This is a genomic window from Pseudomonas sp. S1(2024) (assembly GCF_046557535.1).
On the sequence record NZ_JBKGFP010000075.1, the window covers coordinates 1 to 4,433 of the forward strand.

4 protein-coding genes are annotated in these 4,433 nt (G+C 64.2%); all 4 read left to right on the forward strand.

Going from position 1 to position 4,433, the window contains the following annotated elements:
• Positions 1 to 297 precede the first annotated feature (297 nt).
• Genes ACLCGK_RS21115 through ACLCGK_RS21130 form a run of 4 tightly spaced genes read left to right on the forward strand, consistent with a single transcriptional unit; the run spans position 298 to position 4,221 of the window.
• Positions 298 to 1,323: an ABC transporter substrate-binding protein gene (locus ACLCGK_RS21115; RefSeq protein WP_410952830.1), complete on the forward strand. Its 1,026-nt coding sequence runs from the start codon at positions 298 to 300 to the stop codon at positions 1,321 to 1,323.
• Positions 1,320 to 2,237, forward strand: a complete 918-nt coding sequence (locus ACLCGK_RS21120) for an ABC transporter permease (RefSeq protein ID WP_015270844.1) — start codon at positions 1,320 to 1,322, stop codon at positions 2,235 to 2,237. Before ACLCGK_RS21115 ends, ACLCGK_RS21120 begins: the two co-directional genes overlap by 4 nt.
• Before the next feature lie 6 nt (positions 2,238 to 2,243).
• A complete protein-coding gene (locus ACLCGK_RS21125) occupies positions 2,244 to 3,053 on the forward strand; it encodes an ABC transporter permease (protein WP_015270845.1) in 810 nt (269 codons plus the stop codon).
• A gap of 19 nt (positions 3,054 to 3,072) precedes the next feature.
• On the forward strand, positions 3,073 to 4,221 hold the full coding sequence (locus ACLCGK_RS21130; RefSeq protein ID WP_013973156.1) for an ABC transporter ATP-binding protein: 1,149 nt from the start codon (positions 3,073 to 3,075) through the stop codon (positions 4,219 to 4,221).
• Positions 4,222 to 4,433: the final 212 nt, after the last annotated feature.

Sequence of the window (4,433 nt, forward strand, 5' to 3'; positions counted from 1 at the left end):
CCCTCCTCCCCCCCCCCCCCCCCCCCCCCCCCCCCCCCCCCCTCCCCCCCCCCCCCCCCCCCCCCCCCCGGGGCCCGCGCTGTTTCTGAAAGGGACGGAGTGATGGCCGGTAGCCTCATACCTCTTGCCAAAAGTTTGGAATACCATAATATGATATCCCGTAGACCTTGAATCTGCAGGCCGGCACCTACAATCAAAAACGGCCAAAAAACACTTTGTTTTAGCTGCTCCCCGAACACTGTTGGCGGGCGCACCACAAGCCCCGCCTCGAATAACAAAAGCAACGAGGGCGTAACCATGCTGTTGAGCAAACGTGTAACCGCAGTGCTGTCCGCCAGCCTGCTGACCCTGGCATGTCAGGCTGCCCAGGCCGCCGACAGCCTGAACTTCGTCAGCTGGGGCGGTACCACCCAGGACGCCCAGAAAGAAGCGTGGGCCGTACCTTTCACCAAAGCCACCGACATCAAAGTCGTCCAGGACGGCCCCACCGACTATGGCAAGCTCAAGGCCATGGTCGAAAGCGGCAACGTGCAGTGGGACGTGGTCGACGTCGAAGCCGACTTCGCCCTGCGTGCCGCCAGCGAAGGCCTGCTCGAACCCCTCGATTTCACCCAGATCAAGCGCGACAAGATCGACCCGCGCTTCGTCTCCGACCATGGCGTCGGCTCGTTCTTCTTCTCCTTCGTGCTCGGCTACAACGAAGGCAAGCTCGGTGCCAACAAACCGGTGGACTGGACCGCACTGTTCGATACCAAGACCTACCCCGGCAAGCGCGCCCTGTACAAATGGCCCAGCCCAGGCGTACTGGAACTGGCCCTGCTGGCCGACGGCGTAGCCCCCGACAAGCTGTACCCGCTGGACCTGGACCGCGCCTTCAAGAAGCTCGACACCATCAAGAAAGACATCGTCTGGTGGGGCGGTGGCGCCCAGTCGCAGCAACTGCTGGCCTCGGGTGAAGCCTCGCTCGGCCAGTTCTGGAACGGCCGCGTCTATGCCCTGCAGCAAGACGGTGCACCGGTGGGCGTGAGCTGGAAGCAGAACCTGGTCATGGCCGACTTCCTGGTCATCCCCAAAGGTGCCAAGAACAAGGACGCGGCCATGAAGTTCCTGGCCAACGCCAGCAGCGCCGAAGGCCAGGCCGAGTTCGCCAACAAGACCGCCTACGCGCCGGTGAACGTCGACAGCGTGGCCAAGCTGGACAAAGACCTCGCGCAGAACCTGCCGACCGCCTATGCCCAGGACCAGGTCACCCTCGACTTCGCCTACTGGGCCAAGAACGGCCAGACCATCGCAGCCCGCTGGAATGAGTGGTTGGTCAAATGAAAGTCGCCATCAACGCCCTGCATAACGCGCAAGGTGCCCCCACGGGCACCGGCGCCCCGGGAACGGCCCCCCGCCGCGTCAGCCTGAGCCAGCGCTGGAAAGGCAGCCGCAATCTGCTGCCGGCCCTGCTGTTCCTTGGCCTGTTCTTCTTCGCCCCGCTGGCCGGCCTGTTGCTGCGCGGTGTGCTAGAGCCGACGCCGGGCCTGGGCAACTACGAGCAGCTGTTCGCCAACTCGGCCTATGCGCGGGTGCTGTTCAACACCTTCTCGGTGGCCGGCGTGGTCACCCTGATCAGCGTGCTGCTGGGCTTCCCGCTGGCCTGGGCAATTACCCTGGTGCCCAAGGGCTGGGGCCGCTGGTTGCTGAACATCGTGCTGCTGTCGATGTGGACCAGCCTGCTGGCGCGCACCTACTCGTGGCTGGTGCTGCTGCAGAGCTCGGGGGTGATCAACAAGGCGTTGATGGCCATGGGTATCATCGATGCCCCGCTGGAAATGGTGCACAACCTGACCGGCGTGGTGATCGGCATGAGCTACATCATGATCCCGTTCATCGTGCTGCCGCTGCAGGCGACCATGCACGCCATCGACCCGATGGTGCTGCAGGCCGGCTCGATCTGTGGCGCCAGCCCGTGGACCAATTTCTGGAAAGTGTTCCTGCCGCTGTGCCGCTCGGGGCTGTTCTCCGGGGCACTGATGGTGTTCGTGATGTCGCTCGGTTACTACGTCACCCCGGCCCTGCTGGGCGGTGCGCAGAACATGATGCTGCCCGAATTCATCATCCAGCAGGTGCAGTCGTTCCTCAACTGGGGCCTGGCCAGCGCCGCCGCCGCACTGCTGGTGGTGATCACCCTGGTGCTTTTCTACCTGTACCTGAAGCTGCAGCCGGAATCCCCGGTTGGCAACGCGAGGTAAACCGCCATGCTCCTGTCTCCCAATGCCATGGGCCGCCCGCTGCGTACGGGCCTGTACCTGACCACCGGGGTCATCGCGGCCTTCCTGCTGCTGCCGGTGGTGTTCATCGTGTTGCTGTCGTTCGGCTCGTCGCAGTGGCTGGTGTTCCCGCCGCCGGGCTGGACCTTCAAGTGGTACGGCCAGTTCTTCTCCAACCCGGAGTGGATGGACGCCGCGCTGGCCAGCCTGAAGGTGGCCGTGCTGACCACCATCGCCGCCGTGCTGCTCGGCCTGCCCACCGCGTTTGCCCTGGTGCGCGGCCGCTTCCCGGGCCGCGAGCTGCTGTACGGGCTGTTCACCATGCCGATGATCGTGCCGCTGGTGATCATTGCCGTGGCGGTGTACGCGCTGTTCCTCAAGCTCGGCTACACCGGCACGCTGTTCGCCTTCGTGGTCAGCCACGTGATCGTCGCCCTGCCCTTCACCATCATCTCGATCATCAATTCGCTGAAGCTGTTCGACCAGTCCATCGAGGATGCCGCGGTGATCTGCGGCGCCTCGCGCCTGCAGGCGATCTTCAAGGTGACCTTCCCGGCGATTCGCCCGGGGATGATCGCCGGCGGCCTGTTCGCCTTCCTGGTGTCGTGGGATGAAGTGGTGCTGAGCGTGATGATGGCCAGCCCCGACCTGCAGACCTTGCCGGTGAAGATGTGGACCACCCTGCGCCAGGACCTCAGCCCGGTCATTGCCGTGGCCTCGACCCTGCTGATCGGCCTGTCGCTGCTTGTCATGTTCATTGCCGCCGCCTTGCGCCGGCGCACCGAAGCCAACGCCTGAGCGCGCGGAGAAAACAACAATGAGTGCAGTGATCAAAGACAACGCGCACGGCAAGACCCTGGTCAGCCTGCGCGGCCTGAACAAGCACTACGGCGACTTCACCGCCGTGGACAACCTCGACCTGGAAATCCAGGACGGCGAGTTCCTGACCTTCCTCGGTTCCAGCGGCTCGGGCAAGTCCACCACCCTGTCGATGCTGGCAGGCTTCGAAACACCGAGCAGCGGCGAGATCCTGGTCGATGGCCAGTCACTGGTCAACGTGCCGCCGCACAAGCGTGACATCGGCATGGTGTTCCAGCGCTATTCGCTGTTCCCGCACCTGAATGTGCGCGACAACATCGGCTTCCCGCTGGCCATTCGCAAGCTCAGTGCCAGCGAAACCAGCAAGCGCGTCGATGCCATGCTCAAGCTGGTGCAACTGGAGAAGTTCGCCCACCGCAAGCCTTCGCAGATGTCCGGTGGCCAGCAGCAGCGCGTGGCTATCGCCCGGGCGCTGGTGTACGAACCGCGCATCCTGCTGATGGACGAACCGCTCGGCGCGCTGGACAAGAAGCTGCGCGAAGACCTGCAGGATGAACTGCGCCAGTTGCACCGGCGCCTGGGCATCACCATCGTCTACGTCACCCACGACCAGGAAGAAGCCATGCGCCTGTCCCAGCGCATCGCCATCTTCAGCCATGGCAAGATCGTCGGCCTGGGCACCGGTTACGACCTGTACCAGAACCCGCCGAATGCCTTCGTCGCGTCGTTCCTGGGCAACTCCAACTTCCTGCGGATCAAGGCCAGCAGCAATGGCGCGGGCAGCTTCGAGGGCCAGCCGGTAGCCATCCGCCTGACCCCGGGCCTGGCCGCCTCGCAGGATGCGCTGATCATGGTGCGCCCGGAAAAGGCCCTGGCCCTGACCGCCGAACAGGCCGCGCGCGAGCCGCTGCCGGCGGGCTGGAACGAGGTCAGTGCCAAGGTTGGCGAAGTGCTGTTCCTGGGCGAGAGCCAGACCTGCCATGTGGTGACCGCGGGCGGTACCGAGCTGACGGTAAAGGCGCTGTCGGCGGCGGGCATGCCGATGCAGCCGGGGGATACCGTGAAGGTGCGCTGGGCGGTGGCGGATGCGTGCATCTATACCGAGTGGGCAGAAAGTGACCTGAGCAAGTCTGCCGGGGCGCATTGATACCGCTGGGGCCGCTTTGCGGCCCTTTCGCCGGCAAGCCAGCTCCCACAGGTACAGCGCAGATTTCAGGATTGGCACGGCCCCTGTGGGAGCAACTGTCTTTAGAAATTTATTTTCAAGCGTGCCATTCGGGCAGGGCTTCGCTCGATACCGCGTAGCGGTGTCGTTGGCGAAGCCCGCATTTGTAGAAAATCGATCCTCGTTCGTGATCA

Bases quoted from the DNA above. Each gene is read 5' to 3' on its own strand.
- ACLCGK_RS21125 (WP_015270845.1), top strand. From the start codon at position 2,244: ATGCTCCTGTCTCCCAATGCCATGGGCCGCCCGCTGCGTACGGGCCTG.
- ACLCGK_RS21120 (WP_015270844.1), top strand. From the start codon at position 1,320: ATGAAAGTCGCCATCAACGCCCTGCATAACGCGCAAGGTGCCCCCACG.
- ACLCGK_RS21115 (WP_410952830.1), top strand. From the start codon at position 298: ATGCTGTTGAGCAAACGTGTAACCGCAGTGCTGTCCGCCAGCCTGCTG.
- ACLCGK_RS21130 (WP_013973156.1), top strand. From the start codon at position 3,073: ATGAGTGCAGTGATCAAAGACAACGCGCACGGCAAGACCCTGGTCAGC.